Source organism: Pseudoxanthomonas sp. LARHCG66 (genome assembly GCF_052871755.1).
Window position 1 is genome coordinate 1 of record NZ_JBIXJW010000008.1, and the last position, 17,478, is coordinate 17,478.

Here is a 17,478-nt window from a genome sequence, read left to right on the forward strand (position 1 = left end):
CGGTGAGCTACACGGCGACGGTGAATGCCGCGGCCACGGGCACGGTGAACAACGCGGTGGTGGGCGACCAGGGCACCTGCTCGGCCGACTGCGACGTGGAGGTGCCGGTGACGGCGCCTGCGGTGACGTACAGCAAGTCGGTTGTCCTGCCTGCAGGGCAAACCGAAGTCTCGGCAGGGGATACCCTGGCGTACACGCTGAGCCTGTCGATCACCAATTCCCGCACGACGGCCATGCTGACGCTGACCGACACCCTGGGTCCTGGTCTGGATCTGGGCACCGTGACGGCGGGCACCTTCACCTGCGGCAATACCAACCCGCTGGTCTGTACCTTGCCTGCGGGCACGCTGCCGGGCACCTACACGGTGACCTACACGGCCACGGTCAACGACCAGGCTTCGGGCACGGTGAACAACGCCGTGGTCGGCACCGGCGATGACGCGCCGACCTGCGCAGGCAGCTGCAGCACCGAAACGCCGGTCACGGAGCCGCTGCCGCCGCTGGTGACGTACGCGAAGGGCGCGACATTGCCTGCGGACCAGACTGAAGTCAGCGTAGGCGACACGATCACCTATACGCTGACGGCGACGGTGAACAATGCGGCAACTACCGGTGATCTGGTGCTGACCGACACGCTGGGCACGGGCCTGGACTTCGTGGCGGTGACCGATGCCGGTGCGTACACCTGCAACAGCACCAACCCGCTGGTGTGCACGCTGCCCGCAGGCACGGTGCCTGGCACCTACACGGTGACCTACACGGCGACGGTGAATGCCGCGGCCTCGGGTACGGTGAACAATGCGGTGGTAGGCACCGGTGACGACACGCCGACCTGTGCCGATCGTTGCGATACCGTCACCCCGGTGGCCGAGCCGCGCGTGACCGTGACGAAGTCCTCCGATCCGGGGACGGGTGCTCAGGTGCAGATCGGGCAGACGGTGCGTTACACCCTGTCGGTCGCGATCAGCGCGTCCGCGCTGACCGAAGAACTGGTGCTGGTGGATACACCGGACCGCGGACTGACGCTGGGCGCATTGCCTGCGGGCTGCACGTTCGATGGCACCACGCTGACCTGCCGCTTGCCTGCCGGTACGGCCGCCGGTGTGCACGCGCTGAGCTATGACGCCGTCGTCAATGCGAACGCGGGCGCCATCGTCGGCAACCAGGTGGTCGCGTCGGGCGGCGGTGGTGAGCCGCCCGTCTGCACCACCTGCAGTACGGAGCATGAACTGGATGCACCGGAGATCCGCCTGAGCAAGGTGGCAGGCGCGCGCGAGGTCCGTATCGGTGACCTGGTCCGCTACACGTTGACCGTGGAGAACGTGGGCAGCACCGATCTGGTCAACGGCAATGTTGTCGATACGCCGGCGGCGGGCTTCAGCTACGTCGAGGGCTCGCTGTTGGCCAACGACGACGATGCCATGGCGACGGTTTCCGGCAGCAGCCCGCTCCGCTTCGGCGGTGTGGACGTGGCCGCCGGCGAGACCGCCACCCTGGTCTATGTGATGCGCGTCGGTGCGGGCGTCCGCCCGGGCACCCACGTCAACCAGGCGCAGGTGCGCTCGGCGACCGACGATCCGGTGTCCAATGTCGCCACTGCGGACGTGGTGCTCACGGCTGATCCGATGCTGGACGACAGCCTGCTGCTGGGCACGGTCTTCAACGACCGCGACGGCGATGGCTGGCAGGACAGCGCGGCACTGAGTGGCGTGAAGGTGCAGGGCGGCTTTGCCCCGGGTGCCTACATCGCGAACTCCACCACCGTGGACCGCGGCGCAGGACCGCAGCCTGAAGCGGACGCCAGTTCGCCGCTGCTGCACGGGATCGCCGTGGGCGCCATCAGCGGTCGCCAGTCGGTGGCCGAGGCGATCGACGCGCATGAAGTGGTCATCCGTCAGCACCTGAGCGAAGCCGCCTTCACGGACGACTTCATTCTGACGAGCGCCGAGGGCGTCACCGTTCGCATGGACGCGGCGGGCAACACCACGGTGCAGACCACCGGCGATGCCGCCAAGGGTCTGACGGCCGCGGCGCCGACGGTGGAGCGGCGCGTGGCCCAGGGCGACAAGGGCTATGTGGTCAACTACATCATCCGTAACGCCGGTATCGATGAGCGCGGCATCCCCGGTGTGCGCATCGCGTCGGTGGAAGGCCTGCTGATCGAGACCGACCAGTACGGTCGCTACCACCTGGCCGGTGTGTCCGGCGGCGCGTGGGAGCGGGGTCGCAACTTCATCCTGAAGGTCGACCCGTCCACCCTGCCGGCCGGCGCCGAGTTCACCACCGACAACCCGCTGCTGCGCCGGATCACCCCCGGTGTGCCGGTGCGCTTCGACTTCGGCGTGAAGGTGCCGGAACAGGTCATCGAAGGCGGCAGCGAGCAGGTCGAACTGGAGATGGGCGAGGTGTTCTTCGCCCCGGGCAGCGCCGAGGTTCGTCCGCAGTACCTGCCGGTGATCGAGGCCATGGCAGCCAAGGTGCGCGAGTACCAGGGTGGTGAAGTGGTCATCAATGCGAATGCCGATGGCGAGGCGCTGGCCTTCGATCGTGCAAACGCGGTCAAGGCGGCGCTGCTGGAGAAGCTCGACGCTGTTTCGGCCAAGGGACTGGTGGTCAGTGCGCGTGGCAACGTGGACGATCCGGGCTCGCTGATCGTCGGTGTCGATGAAGGGGGTGCCCTGCTTGGAACGGTGCTGTTCGACACGGACAAATCGAACATCCGTCCGGAGTTCGAGCCGTTGCTGGACAAGGTGGCGGCCGCGCTGGACAGGATGGGGGGCGGCAGCATCGCGATCGTCGGCCACACCGACGTGCGTGCATCGCACGCCTACAACGTCGCGCTCGGCATGCGCCGTGCCAAGGCGGTCTATGAAGCGCTCGCCAAACGCCTGAGTCCGGAGATACGTACGAAGGTCCGCGTGGAAGCCAGTAACGATCCGACAGCCCCTGTCGGCGTACGGAAGTGAGGGGGCGTGTCATGAAGAAGCGTATGAAGATGAAGCTGCTGGATTTCACGCTGATCAGTCTGCTGGCGGGCACGGCCCCGCTGGCGGGCGCCCAGACGGATGCAGGTACGCAGGCGGCGAAGGACCATGCCGACGGCATGGCCACGCCGGTGGACTGCAACGCCGAGACGTGCACGGGAGAGGAGGGACTGCTGTTCCGCCTGAGGACGCGCAGCTACGACAAACCGGTTACGCGGGAAACGAGCGAGCGCTCATCGTCGGAAGCCCTCCAGCCGGACCGCCGCGTCACCGTGGCGATGGAGCAGCCAGGCAAGGCGACCGCCGTGGGCAAGTTCTCCATCGACCTGCCGGGCGGAGGCGTCATCTGGGCCACGGAAGATCCCACGCTGGGCCAGCCCGAGCTGTCGGTGTCCGCGCCGTCGGTGGTGGCCTTCGATGGCGAACGCATCACCAAGCCGGTGCAGTTCTATGCGCGCGGCAACTATCCGGCCTTCATCAAGCGTCTGGAGATCTCGCTGTACCGCAGCAGCGACGGCGACCTGATCGAGCCGATCGCTACCATTCCGATGGAGGTTGCGGCGGTCAGCAGTGTGGAATGGGCGGGCGTGCTGCCGTCGAAGTACCCCTTCCGCAAGGGTGACGAGCTGGTGTACGTGCTGCGCGCCTACGGGGACAATGACAGCTTCGACGAAACCCATCCGCGGACCTTGCAGCTGGTGTCGCCGGAAGAAGCCGAGCGCGGTACCAACCTGCTGCGCGACAGCGTGGAACGCTCGCTGGGCAGCGCGTTGAGTGGCGAGCAAGCGCAAGCGCAAGCGCAGAGCCTGCTGGACAACGTGTTCGCCGACAACGGGCTGCGCCAGCAGAACATCGCGATGTATGGCTCCCGCATCCGTATCCAGGGCCGCAACATTCCGCAGACGGCATCGCTGACGATCAATGGCGAAAGCTATCCGGTCGACCAGGAGCGGAAGTTCGTCGCCGAGTATCTCGTGCCCGTCGGGCGGCACCGCTTCGATATCGGGCTGAGTGGCGAGAGCGCCGGAGGCAAGGATTCGGCCACGGGCTCCCACACCCTGGACGTGGACGTCACCGGACGCTACTTCTTCGGCGTCGGCCTGGCCGACGTCACCATCGCGCAGAACAAGGTCAGCGGTTCGGTTGAACCGTTCGCCAATGACAGCCGCTACGAGGATGATGTCATCAGCTACGGTCGCCTGGCGTTCTACGGCAAGGCCAAGTATGCCGGCAAGTATCTGGTCACTGCGCAGGCCGACACCACCCAGCGCGATCTGGACCGGCTGTTCAACGGATTCACCCAGGCCGATCCGCAGGACGTGTTCCGCCGACTGGATCCGGACCTCTATTACCCGGTGTATGGCGACGATTCCACGACCTATCGTGACGTGGATACGATGGGGCGCTTCTACCTGCGCGTGGACTGGGACAAGAACCAGGCGCTGTGGGGCAACTACAGCACCGGCATCACCGGCACCGAGTACGCGCAGTACCAGCGCTCGCTGTACGGCGCGGCGTTGAACTGGCGCTCCATCGCGACCAACCGCTGGGGCGACCCGGGAACCGAACTGCGCATGTTCGGCTCGCAGGCTGAAACGGCACCCGGCCACAACGAATTCATCGGCACGGGCGGCAGCCTCTACTACCTGCGCCACACCGACCTGCTGCCGGGCTCGGACATCGTGACGCTGGAGATCCGCGACCTGACCACGGGCCGCACGGAAAACCGTGTGGTCCTGCAGCGTGGCGCGGACTACGAGATCGACGAACTGCAGGGCCGCATCCTGCTGACGCGCCCATTGACGCAGATCACCCGCGAGAACATTCCCACGCTGACGCGCGACACGCCGCTGGACGGCTTCGAGCAGCGCCTGATCGTGGACTACGAATGGGTGCCGTCCGGCTTCGATGCCGACGACGTCACCGCCGGCTTCCGCGGCAAGCACTGGTTCGGGAACCATGTGGGCGTGGGTGCCACCTACGTGCAGGAGAACCGGGCGGGGCAGGACTACACGCTGGCCGCCGGGGACCTGACGCTGCAGGCGGGCAAGGGCACCTATGTCAAGGCCGAGTACGCGCAGACCGAATCATTCGGCGCGCCCGTGTTCTTCTCCGACAACGGCGGCCTGAGCTTCATCCAGCAGAACAACACGGCCATGTTCCGCGAGGGCGAGGCCAAGTCGCTCGAAGCCCGCGCCAATTTCAAGGAACTGGGCTGGACGGAACAGGACTGGAGCGTGGGGGCCTGGTGGCGCAATGCCAGTGCCGGCTACTCGATCTCGCGCTACGACACCGGCCGTCCGGTGACCGAGTATGGTGCCGAGCTGCTGGGCCAGTTCACCCCCAATCTGGGCCTGTACACGCGCTACACGCGGGCCGAGAGTGGTGCGGAATCACTGACGCAGGCGCAGGCTACGCTGGAATGGCGCATCAATGATGCCAGCACGTTCAGCGCCGAACTGCGTCGTGTGGATCAGGAAAGCACGTCGACCGACGTCGCGGGCACGCTGGGCGCACTGAAGTACCAGCATCGCTTCGGAAGCACGCTGGAACTGTACGGCGTTGGTCAGTTCACGCTGGATGACGATGGGGGGCAGTACGCCGACAACAACGCGCTGACGTTGGGCGGCAAGTACCTGTACGGCAACCAATCCTCGGTCGGCGCGGAAGTGACCACCGGCGACCGTGGCGAAGGCGCTACCGTGTCGGCGGAGCATCGCCTGACGGCCGAGCATTCCGTGTACGGCGCGTACACGTACTCCACCGACACCACGGCCTACGACTCGCTGTTCACCCGCAATGCGCAGAATGGCTGGACGCTGGGTCAGCGTTGGCGTTTGTCCAACCAGGTCAACCTGTACAACGAAAGCCAGTTCCTGAAGGAGCGCAACGAGTCGGGCCTGGCACACACCTTCGGCATGGATTTCTATCCGGCCCAGGGCTGGAACATGGGCTTCACGCTGTCCGATGGCGAGCTGACGAATTCGACCGGCGGCAATGTCGATCGTCGGGCGATCAGTGTGTCCGGCGGGCGCACCTCACCGGATACCGACTGGCAGAGCAAGCTGGAGTGGCGCGAGGACACCGGTGCGGAGCAGCGCGAGCAGTGGGTCAGCACGAATCGCCTGACCCACAAGATCAACGAGAGCTGGCGCATCGCCGCACGCTTGAACTACGCCGATACCGACGACCAGCTCAATCCGTTGGCAGGCGCGAAGTTCATCGAAGGCAACGTGGGCTTCGCCTATCGCCCGTGGAACAGCCAGCGCTGGGGCCTGTTCGGCCGCTACACGTATCTGTACGACCTGGCCACGCTGGGCCAGTTGGGTGGCGCGGAGTACGACCAGAAGTCGCAGATCCTGTCGTTCGAGGGCGTTTACAAGCCGGATCAGCACTGGGAGTTCGCCGGCAAGCTGGCCCGTCGAGAGGGCGAGGTGCGGATGGGGCGCGGCACGGGTGCGTGGCTGGATTCGGCGACCACGTTCGCAGCGGCGCAGGTGCGCTACGACCTGCGCACGCAGTGGCACGCGCTGGCCGAGTATCGCTGGCTGGACGTCGACAACGGCGGCACGAAGCAGGGCTTCCTGGTGGGCGTCGACCGCGACCTCAACAAGAATTTCCGCGTCGGCGTGGGCTACAACTTCACCGACTTCAGCGACGACCTGACCGACTTCGACTACGACCACAAGGGTTGGTTCCTCAACCTGGTCGGAACCTACTGACCTCATCACGGGCGAAGGATCGCCCGGCAGCGTCGTCCGGCGCGCGCATGCCCACGCGTTGGTGAGCCCGAGGCCTAGGGGCCAAGGGCTGTCGGTGCGCTATCGGATGTATCCGGCTGGTAGTTCCGCACCAGAGACTGGCGGATATGCTTCGTCAGCGCGTGACTGGTACCCAGGTGGCGGCTCGCTTCCACCAACGCATCCTGCAGCAGGGTTTCCGCCTGCTGCCTGTCATCCAGGTTCGCAGGCCTGCTGTGGCCGGCCCGCTGGATCAGCGCCTGCGCCAGCCAGAACTTGGCGGCGGGGGAGGGTTGGTGGTGCTGACGGGTGGCGTGGACGACCTCCTGCAGCAGGCCAATGGCTTGCGCCAACGAGGCACTGGCATCGGCGTCTGACTGACGGCCCGCGGCCGCGATGAGCGCGCGGCCCTGTTCCTCCTTGGCTGCGAGCGTGGCCTGGTGGCGCGGGCCGAGCATCTGCTCCAGCAGTTGGGAGGCCTGGCTGGCGAGCGCAAGTGCACTGGCTGGATCTTCGTGCAGCCGCAGACGGGCCTCCAGCATCAGCAGGCGTGCGTACTCGGGGTGCCGCGTTCCGTAAGCTGCGACGATCGCTTCGCGCACCTTCTCTACTGCGGCGGGTTGGATATCCTCCCCGCCGGACTGTTGGTACTTCACTTCCAACTGCAGTCGTTCGCTGCGCACGGTGTCCGGATGCGTCGACCCCAGTCGCTGGCGGCGCGAGGCCAGCAGTGATTCCGCCAGTGCGCCGGCTTCTGCATGACGCGCCTGCGACAGCAGCAGGGACAGGCGCGCTTCGCGGGCATTGTCTGCCAGCGCGGGAGATCTCGTGCCTGCCTGGTCGATGGCGCGTTGAAGGTCGCGGGCGGCCTCGGGCAGGTTCAACAGCTGCAGGTGCCATTGGCCGCGCAGGATGAGCAGTTCGACGCGGGTATCGAGCGCAACGCGTGAGGGCATGCCGGCGGCAGTTTCCTGCGCGAAGTTCAGGGCGTCGAACGCAGCGTCGTATTCCGCCAGGCCCCAGTTCGCGCGTGCCAGCTCCGTCAGCAGGCCGAGCGTGGTCATGTCGGCGGTCGGGCGTGTCGAAGTCGCCTGCTCCAAGCCCCCTGCGGCCACCTCGCGCGCTTCGGCATGGCGGGACTGGAGGTTGAGCAGGGTGGCGAGCATCGCCTGCGTATCGGACTGGTGCGCGCGATCATCCGCCAACAGGAGATTGGCTTCACCGGCCAGCGCAAGGGCATGCTCATAATCGCCGAGCAGGGCGTAGCTGCGGGCCAGCGACGCGAGGGCTCGTGCCTTGATGGCGGGGCTGGACCGCAGCTGGAATTCGCGCAGGTGCGCTTCGGATTTCTCGAGCAGCTGCCGGGAGGAAGGGCGAGCTTCGGCGAGTCCCGAGAGAGTTGCCGCACCCAGTGTCTGTTCGAACAGCGCGGACACCGCCTGCATGTCACGCATCTCCTGCCGGTCGCGAAGATGGAACCATGCCAGCACGCTGGCGCCGGTCGCCGCAACCACGATCACGCTGACGGCCAGCATGCTGGCGAGCGCATTGCGTTGCAGGAAACGCTGCAGGACGTAGCGACGGCCACCTTTGCGCGCCGCCACCGGCCGCCGGCTGAGCCAGCGATCGAGGTCGTCGGCCAAGGCGCCAATGCCGGCATAGCGTTCGTCCGGCGAGACAGCGACGCACTTCAATGCAATTGCATCCAGGTCGCCCTGTAGGCGTCTGCACAGCTGCCGGCCGTTGCCGCACTTGCGCTTCCAGGCGACGTCGGCGGATGCCGCGACCGCCAACGCGGAGGGCGCGCGCAACGGCGTTGCTGGCTGCGCAACGAGGCCGGCATGCAGTGGCGGCAGTGGGCGCGGCCAATCCGCGACCAGCAGTTGGTACAGCACCACGCCGATCGAGTAGATGTCGCTGGCCGCGGACGGTATCCCGCCGGCGAGCACTTCGGGCGAGGTGTAGCCATGGGAGACCGCGATCCGGGGGGGTGAGGCGCCACCCCTCCCGTCTATGACGGTGGAGAGACCGAAATCGAGCAGATGGACGCGTCCGTCCGGCGATACCAGCATGTTGCCGGGTTTGATGTCCTGGTGCAGCACGCCGTGTGCGTGCGCATACTGCAGCCCCTGGCACGCCTGCAGGAGCAGCGCCACGCGCTCGTGCAGTGTCAGACGTTGCTGGTCGGCCCAGAGATCGATCGAGATGCCATCGACCAGCCGCATCGCGAACCAGGGCCGACCATCTTCCTCGACGCCGCCGTCGAGCAGGGCGGCGATGTGGGGATGATCGAGTTGCGCGAGGTGGTTGCGTTCGCGCATGAAGGCATCGATCAATGCCGGTGAGGACATCTCGGCACGGATGCATTTGAGTGCGACCCGCTTGTTGTACTGCCCATCGACGCGACTGGCTTCGTAGACCGTGCCCATGCCGCCGGTCCCCAGCACGCCGTCGATGCGCCACGGTCCCAGGCGGTTGCCGATGCGCGACGAGGAAAGGTCGGCATCGTCGTGCTCCGGAAGACCGATGAGGGCGTCGAACGCAGTGCTCTGCAGCGCGTGCTCTGCGGCGTCGGCGACCAGCAGCCTGTGCAGGGCATCGTGCAGTGCGGGGTCGCTTTTCCTGAGCCGTGCCAAGGCAGCGCAACGCTGCGACGGTGTCAGATCGACGTACGCGTCGAACAGTTCAAGCGCGCGGGCCGCTAGGTCGGACATCGGTGACTGTCGGGGAAGGACACGGCGTCAGGTGCCACGAAGGCAGGATGCAGTGGATGCGCGGCCGGACCGGGACCCATCGCGGTGAGGGTAGCGCTTTCGGGGCCCCGCGCGTCGATGCCGCGGAGAAATGGCGCGCCTGGAGGGATTCGAACCCCCGACCAATGGCTTCGGAAGCCACTACTCTATCCGGCTGAGCTACAGGCGCACGGGACGGGCATTCTAGCCGCAAACCGGCAGGTTGGCCCACTTCGACGTGCAGGCGGGGGAATCGGGGGCTGGCGGCGGGCCTGCTACCCTTTCCGACATGACATACGAGCGTTTTGAAGCGGCTGCAGTGCCGCGCTGGCGGGAGCGCCTGGGGCAGTACTGGAAACTGGTGCGCGGCGATCGTCCGATCGGCGTGTTGCTGTTGCTGTGGCCCACGTGGTGGGCGCTGTGGCTGGCCTCCGATGGCGTGCCGCCGCTGTGGACGCTGTTCGTGTTCACGGCCGGGGTGTGGCTGACGCGCTCGGCGGGTTGCGTGATCAACGACTACGCCGATCGCTGGCTGGATCCGCAGGTGGAACGCACCCGCGATCGCCCTCTCGCGACCGGGGCCGTCAGTGGGCGTGAGGCGTTGCTGGTGTTCGCCGTGCTGATGCTGGTGGCCTTCGGGCTTGTGCTGACGTTGAACAGGCTCACCGCCTGGCTGAGCGTCGTCGGCGTTTTCCTGGCGGCGAGCTACCCGTACCTGAAGCGTTACACCTACCTGCCGCAGGTCTACCTGGGGCTCGCCTTCGGCTGGGGCATCCCGATGGCGTTTGCCGCCGTGCAGGGCGAGGTGCCGCCGGTGGCCTGGGTGCTGTATGGCGCCAACATCCTGTGGGCCACCGCCTACGACACCTGGTACGCGATGGTGGACCGCGAGGACGATATCCGGGCGGGGTCCAAGTCCACCGCGATCCTTTTCGGTGATCTTGATCTGGTCATCCAGGGCGTCCTGTATGCGCTGGTGCTGTTGGCCTTGTACCTGGTGGGAAGACAGGCGGCCCTGGGTCCTTGTTACTGGGCGGCCCTGGGAGTGGCCACGCTCCTGGTCGCGTGGGAGTTCGTCATGGCCCGCCACCGGGGACGGGAAGCATGCTTCCGGGCGTTCCTGCACAACAACTGGATAGGCGCGGCGATATTTGCCGGTCTGGCGCTGGATCTGTCGGTTCCGGGGGGCTGGTGGTCTTCATGATCCGCCGCGAAAAGCGTGATAGTTTTCTCATTTCCAAAGGGTGACATCACGTAACGCGCGACCATGGCGAAACATGACAGGGGGGCGGGAATCGCAGGGTTCCCTTCGATGAAGAGCGGGCGTTGGCTGGCGGGTATCTTGCTGGTCCTGTGCCTGGGCAATGCGGCCGCCCAGACGGTGCGCTGGGAGGACTACCGTGGCAATTCGCGTGTCGGGGCTGTCTACACTGGCCCGGCGGGTCGCCCCACGTTCGCGAACAACACCGGTACCGGCGCGGACCGGCTCAATGCATTGCGTGCGATCGCCGCGAACGCCGCCAATGCCGTGCGTACCGGCACCGCGACCGACATCAACTACCGGCAGACGGATTACAACCTCTGCAACCTCGACAACGCAGTGGCCAGCGCCACGTCCTGCGGCCTCCAGGCCATGGGTCGAGTGTCATACGCGCTGATCCAGTTCCCGCAGGCGGGCACCTACAACCTCAGCATTGCCCACGACGACAACGTCGAAATCGGGCTCTCCAGCGATTACGCCAACACCAACTACCGTTCGGCTTCGTATGACGTCCCCGTAGGGGTGGTCAACGACTGGACGGCGGGCGAGACCACGTACGCCACGCTGGGCAGCTTCATCGCGACGAATGCGAACAGCTGCGCGCTGGTGCGCGTCTACTGGCTCAACCATGGCGGCATCAACTTCGCTCGCCTGCGCTGGACGCTGCCGGCCGGCGGTACCGCGATCATTCCGGCGACTGCGTTCCGCGATCCGGGCGCGGCGGCCAGCGCGACCGGCTGCAACGGTTCCATCACCGGCAACGGCACCACCATCACCTTGAACAAGGCGCTGGGCGCCCCGCGCGCCGACGCCAGCGACCAGTTCACGGTCCAGATCGGCACGACGTCGGCGGCGGGCACCGTGCGCGAGGCCACCACCTCCGGCAGCGGCGTCGGTCAGCAGGCGAGCACCGGTGCGCTGCCCGTCACCACGGGCACGACGTATTACCTGCGTGACGTGATGGCGAGCGGGAGCGCGTCCACACTGGCGGGTGCCTATACCGCGTCGATCAGCTGCACCCGCAACGGCGTGGCGTTCACGCCCGCGGGCGGGGCCCCGACATGGAACGTCACGCCCGCCGCCAACAACCAGATCGTCTGCACGATCACCAACACGGCGCGGCCCATCCTGCGCCTGAGCAAGGAACTGCCCGACGGTCGCCTGCAGGCCACGGACCAGTTCGCGCTCACCATTGCCGGAACCGGTGCAGGGGCAGGCGCGGCGGTGACCACGACCGGCCCCACCAGCACGCCCGCGCAGACGGCGATCGTCAGCCCCGCCACGGCGGGCAGCAGCTACACCTTCGCCGAGACCGGTGCAGGGGGTGCGAACCTGGCCGACTACACCACGACGTATGCCTGCACCAACGCGCGCAGCGGTGGCCAAGCGCCCAGTGGCAGTGCTGCCTCGTTTGCGATCACACCGGTGGCGGGCGACCAGCTGGCCTGCCGCTTCCGCAACGTGCGGATTCCACGTGCGGACGTGTCGATCAGCAAGGTGGCCACGCCCGGCGCCGTCACCTCGGGGGATGTCGCGACCTTCACCCTGACCGCCATCAACAACGGTCCCAGTGCGGCGGATGGCATGCGGATCTTCGATACGCCCGGCAGCGGCCTGGCCTGCGCCGACCCGGGCCCCACGGCCAGCTGCGCCGCTTCCAATGGCGCACTCTGCCCCGGTGCCACCGTGCCGGTGGCCGACCTGCAGGGTGCCGGCATACCGATTGCCAGTTTTCCGGTGTCGGGCCAGATCGTGCTGACCCTGCAATGCCGGGTCACGGCCACCGGCGCGCCCTGACCTGCGGCGTGCCGGTCACGGCACGCGCGCGCAGACCCACGCATCCACGCGTCGCACGCCTGCCCTGAGCAGCGCGTGCGCGGCGGCGTGCAAGGTCGCGCCGGTGGTCATCACGTCGTCGACCAGCGCCACATGACCGGGCAGTGATGCAGTGTCTCGTGCGGTGAATGCTCGGGCGAGGTTGCGCCGCCGCTGTTCGGCGTCCAGTTCCGACTGCGCATGTGTCGACCGAGTGCGTTGCAACAGGTCCGCACGAAGGGCAAGGCCGAGTGCGGTGGCCAGCGGGCGGGCGAGTTCCAGCGCCTGGTCGTAGCCCCTTTCTCGCAGGCGCAGTGCATGCAGCGGCACGGGCACGATCGCCTCCGGCCTCGGCGCGGAAGCGAGGACACCGGCCATCAGCTCCGCCATCAGTTGCCCGGCGGCCAGGTCGCGGTGGAACTTGAAGCGCGGGACCAACCGGTCCAGCGGAAAGCCGTATACGAACACCGCCCGGGTGTGCGTCAGCACGGGAGGCTGCCGCAGGCAGTCTCCGCATTCCCCGGAGACCGGCATCGGCAGTCCGCAGCGAACGCATGAAGACCTGTTCCATGGAAGCTGTTCGGTGCATGACGCGCACAGATCGACGCCGTTGGCGCCACGTTCGCGGCAAACCAGGCAGCGTGGGGCGAGCAGCAGCGTGCTGGCCCATCGATAAAAGCCGTCAACTTTCAGAGCATCCATGCGGTTGACAGGGCGCAGCCCGGTTTCCAGACTTCCCCGACTCTAATTCCCCAAGGCCACCATGTCCTCTCACATTTCGAGCGATGCGCCGGTGCTGCGCCACGACTGGCAGCGCGAGGAGCTGTTGGCCTTGTTCGACCTGCCGTTCCCCGAGTTGCTGCACCGGGCATCGGCCGTGCACCGCCGCCATTTCGATCCCGCCGAAGTGCAGGTCTCGACCCTGTTGTCGGTGAAGACCGGCGGATGCCCGGAGGACTGCGCGTACTGCCCGCAGGCCCAGCGCTACGACACCGGCGTGAACGCGCAGAAACTGATGGATGCCGAACAGGTGCTGGCGAAAGCCGCGCAGGCCAAGGCGGCCGGTGCGTCGCGCTTCTGCATGGGTGCGGCCTGGCGTTCGCCGAAGGACCGCGACATCCCGAAGGTCGCCGAGATGATCCGTGGAGTGAAGGCCCTGGGCCTGGAAACCTGCGCCACGCTGGGCATGCTCAGCGGTGAGCAGGCACATGCGCTGAAGGACGCCGGGTTGGACTACTACAACCACAACCTGGACACCGCGCCGGAGTTCTACGGCGACATCATCCACACGCGCGAGTACCAGGACCGCCTGGACACGCTGTCGCATGTGCGCGCTGCCGGCATGAAGACCTGCTGCGGCGGCATCGTCGGCATGGGCGAGTCGCGCGACCAGCGCGCCGGCCTGCTGCAGGCGCTGGCCAACCTGCCCGCGCATCCGGACTCGGTGCCGATCAACCGGTTGGTGCAGGTGGCGGGCACCCCTCTGCACGGGACGACCGAACTGGATCCGTTCGAATTCGTCCGCACCATCGCGGTCGCCCGCATCGCGATGCCGGCCTCCATGGTGCGGCTGTCGGCGGGACGCGAGGCCATGAGCGACGAGCTGCAGGCGCTGTGCTTCCTGGCCGGCGCCAATTCGATCTTCTACGGCGAGAAGCTGCTGACCACCGGCAACCCCGACACCGAGCGCGACCAGGCGCTGTTCGCACGCCTGGGCCTGCGGCCGATGAGGGTGCAGGTGGAAAACGTGCACGAGCATCACAGAACCGATGCCCCGGGCAGCGGTACGGTGCATGCCGACATCACCCACCCTGCGCCGCACTGCGGCCAGGCGGCGTAGTTGGGGGAACGACAGGGGCAGGACGAAGGCCATCACGCCGGCGCGGGCATCGCGGACCGGCGCGTCGGCGTCGCTGCGTCCCGGCCGCATCCGCCGACGCGATCCTCCGTATCCGGTGCCGACACCATGACCCGCCCTGACCTGCACGACCGCATCCTTGCCCAGCGCCAGCAACGCGTGGCGCTGGCGCGCCAGCGCACACGCCGCATCGTCAGCCGGCGCGACGGCGTGCGCGTGGAGGTCGATGGCCGGTGGCTGACCGAATTCAGCAGCAACGACTACCTGGGCCTGGCACAGCAGTTCGAAGTGACCAATGCGCTGCAGGACGCCGCTGCGCGCGAAGGCGCGGGCGCGGGTGCATCGCATCTGGTCAGCGGCCACCACGCCGCCCACGAAGGACTCGAGCGCGACATCGCGGAATGGCTGGGTTATCCGCGTGCGCTGTTGTTCGGCAGTGGCTTCCTTGCCAACCTCGCCGTGCAGCAGGCCCTGCTGGAAGACGGGGACGTCTGCGTGCAGGACCGGCTCAACCACGCCAGCCTGCTCGATGCGACGCGGCTGGCGGGTGCCAGGCTGCGGCGTTACCCGCACCTCGACCCGGAAGGCGCATTGCGCCAGCTCAAGCTGCAGGCGGATGGCGCGGCGATGCTGGTGACGGACGGTGTCTTCAGCATGGACGGCGACACTGCGCCGTTGCGTGCGTTGAGCCTGGTGGCGCGCATGCAGCAGGCATTGCTGTTCGTCGACGACGCGCATGGCGTCGGCGTGCGGGGGCCGGACGGCCGCGGCAGCGTGGCGGAAGCCCGGATGGGCGTGGCCGACGTGCCCCTGCAGCTGGTCACGCTCGGCAAGGCGCTTGGTGGTTATGGCGCCGTCGTCGTGGGCGAAGAGATCCTGATCCAGCATCTCGCCGAAACCGCACGCCCCTACATCTACACCACCGCGCTGCCGCCGGCGCTGGCGGCGGCCAGCCGCGTCGCCGTGAAGCACGCCCGCCGCGACCACTGGCGCCGCGAGAAGCTGCAGTCGCTGGTGGATCGCTTCCGCAGCGGGGCCCAGCGCGCGGGCCTGCAGTTGATGGCTTCCGAATCGCCGATCCAGCCGGTGCTGTGCGGCAGCGACGCCAATGCGCTGGCCCTGTCCGCCGCGCTGGACAGTGCCGGTTACCTCGTGCCCGCCATCCGCCCACCCACCGTGCCGGACGGCAAGGCGCGCCTGCGCATCACCCTGTCCGCCCTGCACTCGCCGCAGGACGTGGATGGACTGGTGACGACGCTGGCGCGCTCGTGGGATGCGGTACAGCGCGTGCACGGCGCCGTCGCCTGACGCGACGCGCCATCCCGTCTGCGTGATCCCGCTCCGGGCGGGATCGGCGACAATACGCACATGCATATCGAATCCCTCGGCAACGGCCCGTCCCTGGTGCTGCTGCACGGTTGGGCGCTGCATGGCGGGGTGTTCGCACCGCTGGTGCAGCGGCTGTCCGACCGCTACACCCTCCATCTCGTCGACCTGCCCGGCCATGGCCACAGTCGTGGCAGCGACGTCGCGCTGACGCTGGACGCCACCGCCGATGCCATCCTCGCCAGCACGCCGCCCGCAGTGTGGCTGGCATGGTCACTGGGCGGATTGTTCGCATTGCAGGCCGCCGCGCGGTCGCCGCACGTGCGCGGACTGGCGATGGTCGCCTCCACTCCGCGCTTCGTTCGCAGCGACGCATGGACGCACGCGGTCGATGCCAGCGTATTCGCGCAATTCGGCACCGACCTGCGCAACGACTACGCGGGCACGCTGGAGCGCTTTCTCGCGCTGGACACCATGGGCTCCGAACATGCGCGCAGCGAGTTGCGCACGTTGAAACACGATCTCTATGCGCGCGGCGAACCCGCACCCGAAGCGCTGCAGGCGGGCCTGCAATTGCTGGAGCAATCCGACATGCGCGCGACGCTGCCCGCGCTGTCCGTGCCCAGCCTGTGGCTGGCCGGTCGCCGCGACCTGCTGGTGCCGTCGAAGGCGATGCATGCGGCGGCAGCGCTCGCGCCGCAGGCGCACTTCGTCGAGATCGCCGGGGGCGGGCACGCGCCGTTCCTGGGGCATGCCGACCGGGTGGCGGAAGAAGTCGACCGCTTCATGCAGTCCCTCACGCATGAGGTGGCGGCATGACCACCTTCGATCAGCGCCATATCCGGCGCGCCTTCTCGCGCTCCGCTGCCGGTTACGACGCGGCGGCGGCTCTGCAGCACGAAGTGGAAAAGCGGCTGATGGAGTCGCTGGACTATTTCACCCTGCGAAGAGGGCAGGACGCCGCAGCGCCCAGCGTGGTGCTGGACGTGGGGTGCGGCCCCGCACACGCGGCGGCGGCGATGCGCAAGCGCTGGCCGAAGGCGCAGGTGGTCGCGCTGGACCTGGCGTTGCCGATGTTGCGCGAAGCCAAGAAGCAATCCGGCTGGTGGAAGCCGTTCCAGCGCGTGTGTGCCGACCTGCGCGCATTGCCATTGGCCGAAGGGACGGTGGACGTGCTGTTCTGCAATCTCAGTCTGCAATGGGTGGACGACCTGCCTGCCGCATTCAACGGGTTCCGCCGCGTGCTGAAACCCGGCGGGTTGCTGGTGTGCTCGACCTTCGGGCCGGAGACGCTCCAGGAGCTGCGCGATGCCTTCGCGCATGCCGATGCCGTGCCGCATGTCAGTCCATTCCCGCAGATCGCCCAGTTCGGCGATGCGCTGATGATGGCCGGTTTCCGCGATCCGGTGCTCGATCGCGACCGCTTCACCCTGACCTACGACGACCTGCCGGCCCTGATGCGCGAGCTGCGCGCGATGGGCGCGACCAACGCCCTGCAGCATCGCCGGCATACGCTGACCGGGCGTGCGCGGTTCACCGCCGCTGCCAGCGCGTACGAACCGCTGCGGCGGGCAGACGGCAAGCTGCCCAGCACCTGGGATGTCATCTACGCACACGCCTGGGCGCCGCCGCCGGGTGCCCCGATCCGCGGGCAGGGAGAAGACATCGCGGCGGTACCGCTGGCGAAGATTCCGATCAGACGCAAGCTGTAGGAGGGCTTCCGCTCCGATCGCGCGCATCCGGCGCCACCGGGTGCACCCTA

Annotated in this window: 10 protein-coding genes and 1 tRNA gene; 8 read left to right on the plus strand and 3 right to left on the minus strand. The window is 67.5% G+C overall.

From position 1 onward, the window contains the following. A partial coding sequence (locus ACIPRS_RS17640; RefSeq protein ID WP_446539482.1) for an isopeptide-forming domain-containing fimbrial protein occupies positions 1 to 2,966 on the plus strand: 2,966 nt, incomplete at its 5' end. Positions 2,967 to 2,977: 11 nt separating this feature from the next. After that, positions 2,978 to 6,706: a hypothetical protein gene (locus tag ACIPRS_RS17645; RefSeq protein ID WP_446539483.1), complete on the plus strand. Its 3,729-nt coding sequence runs from the start codon at positions 2,978 to 2,980 to the stop codon at positions 6,704 to 6,706. A 74-nt stretch (positions 6,707 to 6,780) separates the two neighbouring features. Here the strand turns inward: ACIPRS_RS17645 and ACIPRS_RS17650 are convergent, their stop codons facing one another. Continuing rightward, a complete protein-coding gene (locus ACIPRS_RS17650; protein WP_446539484.1) occupies positions 6,781 to 9,438 on the minus strand; it encodes a protein kinase domain-containing protein in 2,658 nt (885 codons plus the stop codon). Between the two features lie 131 nt (positions 9,439 to 9,569). Further along, positions 9,570 to 9,646: transfer RNA gene (locus ACIPRS_RS17655), tRNA-Arg, on the minus strand. A 99-nt stretch (positions 9,647 to 9,745) separates the two neighbouring features. Here ACIPRS_RS17655 and ubiA point away from each other — a divergent pair. Together ubiA and ACIPRS_RS17665 are read left to right on the plus strand one after the other, a co-directional pair. Next, entirely contained in the window at positions 9,746 to 10,660 is a 915-nt protein-coding gene (gene ubiA, locus ACIPRS_RS17660) for a 4-hydroxybenzoate octaprenyltransferase (protein ID WP_192203301.1), read from the plus strand. 108 nt (positions 10,661 to 10,768) lie between these two features. Beyond that, the gene (locus ACIPRS_RS17665; RefSeq protein ID WP_446539485.1) at positions 10,769 to 12,514 is read left to right on the plus strand and encodes a hypothetical protein; all 1,746 of its coding nucleotides are present in this window, start codon (positions 10,769 to 10,771) and stop codon (positions 12,512 to 12,514) included. Between the two features lie 15 nt (positions 12,515 to 12,529). Here ACIPRS_RS17665 and ACIPRS_RS17670 read toward each other — a convergent pair whose 3' ends face one another. Next, a complete protein-coding gene (locus ACIPRS_RS17670) occupies positions 12,530 to 13,234 on the minus strand; it encodes a ComF family protein (protein WP_446539486.1) in 705 nt (234 codons plus the stop codon). Positions 13,235 to 13,295: 61 nt separating this feature from the next. On the opposite strand from ACIPRS_RS17670, the gene bioB reads away from it, so the two are divergent. The 4 genes from bioB (at position 13,296) to bioC (ending at position 17,428) form a co-directional block, all read left to right on the plus strand. Continuing rightward, positions 13,296 to 14,372: a biotin synthase BioB gene (gene bioB / locus ACIPRS_RS17675; RefSeq protein ID WP_446539487.1), complete on the plus strand. Its 1,077-nt coding sequence runs from the start codon at positions 13,296 to 13,298 to the stop codon at positions 14,370 to 14,372. 126 nt (positions 14,373 to 14,498) lie between these two features. Beyond that, a complete protein-coding gene (gene bioF, locus ACIPRS_RS17680) occupies positions 14,499 to 15,698 on the plus strand; it encodes an 8-amino-7-oxononanoate synthase (RefSeq protein ID WP_446539488.1) in 1,200 nt (399 codons plus the stop codon). A 60-nt stretch (positions 15,699 to 15,758) separates the two neighbouring features. After that, the gene (gene bioH, locus ACIPRS_RS17685; RefSeq protein WP_446539489.1) at positions 15,759 to 16,535 is read left to right on the plus strand and encodes a pimeloyl-ACP methyl ester esterase BioH; all 777 of its coding nucleotides are present in this window, start codon (positions 15,759 to 15,761) and stop codon (positions 16,533 to 16,535) included. Further along, positions 16,532 to 17,428 (plus strand): malonyl-ACP O-methyltransferase BioC, encoded by an 897-nt coding sequence (gene bioC / locus ACIPRS_RS17690; protein ID WP_446539490.1) that lies wholly within the window; start codon positions 16,532 to 16,534, stop codon positions 17,426 to 17,428. Before bioH ends, bioC begins: the two co-directional genes overlap by 4 nt. Positions 17,429 to 17,478 lie beyond the last annotated feature (50 nt).

Bases quoted from the DNA above. Each gene is read 5' to 3' on its own strand.
- ACIPRS_RS17645 (WP_446539483.1), top strand. From the start codon at position 2,978: ATGAAGAAGCGTATGAAGATGAAGCTGCTGGATTTCACGCTGATCAGT.
- ACIPRS_RS17650 (WP_446539484.1), bottom strand. From the start codon at position 9,438: ATGTCCGACCTAGCGGCCCGCGCGCTTGAACTGTTCGACGCGTACGTC.
- ubiA (WP_192203301.1), top strand. From the start codon at position 9,746: ATGACATACGAGCGTTTTGAAGCGGCTGCAGTGCCGCGCTGGCGGGAG.
- ACIPRS_RS17665 (WP_446539485.1), top strand. From the start codon at position 10,769: ATGAAGAGCGGGCGTTGGCTGGCGGGTATCTTGCTGGTCCTGTGCCTG.
- ACIPRS_RS17670 (WP_446539486.1), bottom strand. From the start codon at position 13,234: ATGGATGCTCTGAAAGTTGACGGCTTTTATCGATGGGCCAGCACGCTG.
- bioB (WP_446539487.1), top strand. From the start codon at position 13,296: ATGTCCTCTCACATTTCGAGCGATGCGCCGGTGCTGCGCCACGACTGG.
- bioF (WP_446539488.1), top strand. From the start codon at position 14,499: ATGACCCGCCCTGACCTGCACGACCGCATCCTTGCCCAGCGCCAGCAA.
- bioH (WP_446539489.1), top strand. From the start codon at position 15,759: ATGCATATCGAATCCCTCGGCAACGGCCCGTCCCTGGTGCTGCTGCAC.
- bioC (WP_446539490.1), top strand. From the start codon at position 16,532: ATGACCACCTTCGATCAGCGCCATATCCGGCGCGCCTTCTCGCGCTCC.